This is a genomic window from Spirillospora sp. NPDC049652 (genome assembly GCF_040675125.1).
Classification (GTDB): Bacteria; Actinomycetota; Actinomycetes; order Streptosporangiales; family Streptosporangiaceae; genus Spirillospora.
Genome location: NZ_JBFAOF010000967.1, coordinates 1 through 2627 on the forward strand (window position 1 = coordinate 1; position 2627 = coordinate 2627).

A 2627-nucleotide genomic window follows, 5' to 3' on the forward strand; every position below is an offset into this window, starting at 1 on the left:
CCGAGCGCGCCCGGCAGCGCGCGGCGGCGGCCGAGCGCGCCGAGGAGGAGCGGTACGCGGCCGAGGTGATCAAGATGACCGAGGGCTGGTGGACGTCCCTGATGGACGCCTCCGACATCGCGGGCCGGCACCACGACGACGGCCCCGCCCGCACCACCGCCGAACGCGCCGCCGCGGACCGGCAGTGGGCCTACGGGCACGTCATCGTGGACGAGGCGCAGGAGCTGTCGGAGATGGCGTGGCGGACGGTCATGCGGCGCGTCCCGACGCGGTCGATGACGGTCGTCGGCGACACCGCCCAGACCGGCAGCCTCGCCGGGGCCCGGAGCTGGGGCCAGATGCTCGACCGGTACGTCCCGGGCCGCTGGCGCGAGCAGCGCCTGATGGTGAACTACCGCACGCCCGCCGCCATCATGGCGGTGGCCGAGGACGTCCTGGCCTCGGTCGACCCGTCCCAGACGTCGCCGCGGCCGGTGCGCGACGACGGGCCGCCGCCCCGGGCCGTCCGGCTGCGCTCCCCCGGCTCCGGCCGGGCGGACGAGCCCGGCACCCTGGACGGTCTGGCGGCCCTCCCCGAACTGGTCGCCGAGGAGTTCGCGGCCGTCGTCACCGGTCGCGACGGCGAGGGCCGCCTGGCGGTGATCTCGTCGCTGTCGCACCACGACGCCGTCCGCGCCGCCCTCCCGGACGCCCCGGCGGGCGCGACGCCCGAGGCCCTGGACGCCCCGGTCGTGGTGCTGACGGCCGAGGAGTCCAAGGGCCTGGAGTTCGACGCGGTGATCGTGGTCGACCCGGCGGGCATCACGACCGAGCGTCCGCGCGGCGGCCACGACCTCTACGTGGCCGTCACCCGCGCGACCCGCAGCCTGACCGTCGTCCACGACGGCGACCTCCCCGAGAGCCTCGCCCGCCTGCACCAGGGGTAGGAGCGTCCCCGAGCCGCCGTGCCGCGTCCCTCCTGCGATCCGGGGACGCGGCACGGTCCGTGCAGACCCCCGAGCTTCCGTCCGAGTCGTACCAAGCGTACGCTTGTTCGTCTGACGATCCGGAGGGACGGCGATGGCGGACGGGCTGCGCGAGTATCGGAATCTGGTCGGCGGGGAGCTGCGGGCGGCGGCGGGCGGCGGGACGCTCGACAGCGTGGACCCGGCGACCGGTGAGGTGTGGGCGCGGATCCCGCGCAGCGGCCCAGACGACGCGGACGCGGCCGTCGCGGCGGCCCGCGCCGCGTTCCCCGCATGGTCGGCGATGCCCGCCGCCGGGCGGGCGCACTACCTGCGGAAGGTCGCCGGGGTGTTCGCCGCGAACGCGCGGGAGCTGGCCGAGCTGGAGACCCGGGACAACGGCCGGACGATCAACGAGACCGCCAAGCGCGACCTGCCCGGCATGACCTACCTGTGGACGAACGCGGCGGCCGAGTGCGCCGCCGCCGTCGAGGGCCGCACGGTCGACTTCGGGCCCGGGAGCCTCGGCCTCACCCGGCGCGAGCCGTACGGGGTGACGCTCGGGATCATCCCCTGGAACTCCCCCATCTCGACCTTCTCCGCCAAGGCGGCGTTCGCGCTGGCGGCGGGGAACACGGTGATCATCAAGCCGGCCGAGCAGGCGACCGTGTCGTCGCTGCGGCTGGGCGAGCTGCTCATGGACGTGCTTCCCCCCGGCGTTCTGAACGTGGTGTCCGGGCTCGGCGAGGAGGTCGGCGACCCGCTCGTCCGGCACCGGGGCGTCAACAAGATCAGCCTGACCGGGTCGGTGGCGACCGCCAGGCTGATCACCCGGGCGTCGGCGGACGCGCTGAAGCCGCTCGCGCTCGAACTCGGCGGCAAGTCGCCCAACATCGTGTTCGCGGACGCCGACCTGGACAAGGCCGCCGTCGGCGTCACCACGCAGGCGATCTTCACGGCGAACGCGGGGCAGATCTGCTACGGCGGGTCGCGCGTGCTGATCCAGCGTCCGGTGTACGACGAGATGCTGCACCGGATGAAGGAGATCGCGGCGGCGGTCCGGCTGGGCGACCCGATGTCCGCCGAGACGACCATGGGGCCGATCGTCTCCCGGGAGCAGTTCGACCGCGTCACCTCCTACCTGGAGATCGGGCAGAAGGAAGGGGCCGAGCTGGTCTTCGGCGGGCGTTCCGGCGCGGACGCCGTCGGGGACGAGCGGCTCGCGAACGGGTACTGGGTCGAGCCGACCCTGTTCGCGACCGAGGACAACGGGCTGCGCGTCTGCCAGGAGGAGATCTTCGGCCCGGTCGCGGTCGTCCTGCCGTTCGACACCGAGGAGGAGGCCATCGCGATCGCCAACGACTCGTCCTACGGGCTGGCGGCCGGGGTGTGGACGAGCGACCTCGGCACCGCGCAACGGATGTTCCGCCGCCTGGAGACCGGGACGGTGTGGGTGAACACCTTCCGCAAGGTCATGTTCCCGCTGGAGGGCGTCAAGGACAGCGGCTACGGGCACGACTCCGTCCTCGCGTACACGCGCGAGAAGGCCTGCCTGATCGAGTCCTGAGCCCGCGCGCCGGAGCACGCCGCGTCCGGCCGGGGCCCGTCAGGCCATTCCATCCAGGACGGCGGCGACGGCGCGGGCGGCGAAACCGGCGGGCGGCGGCTCGCCCCGGAAGGCGG

At 74.3% G+C, this 2627-nt stretch carries 2 protein-coding genes; both read left to right on the plus strand.

Annotated features, from left to right (window positions below; genetic code table 11):
- Window positions 1–926, plus strand: a 926-nt coding sequence (locus tag AB0J52_RS35540; protein ID WP_500187309.1) for an ATP-binding domain-containing protein, incomplete at its 5' end; no start/stop codon positions are given.
- Between the two features lie 133 nt (window positions 927–1059).
- On the plus strand, window positions 1060–2511 hold the full coding sequence (locus AB0J52_RS35545) for an aldehyde dehydrogenase family protein (RefSeq protein WP_500187310.1): 1452 nt from the start codon (window positions 1060–1062) through the stop codon (window positions 2509–2511).
- Window positions 2512–2627 lie beyond the last annotated feature (116 nt).

Excerpts from the sequence above, each read along its gene's own strand:
- AB0J52_RS35545 (WP_500187310.1), top strand. The coding sequence starts at position 1,060 with ATGGCGGACGGGCTGCGCGAGTATCGGAATCTGGTCGGCGGGGAGCTG.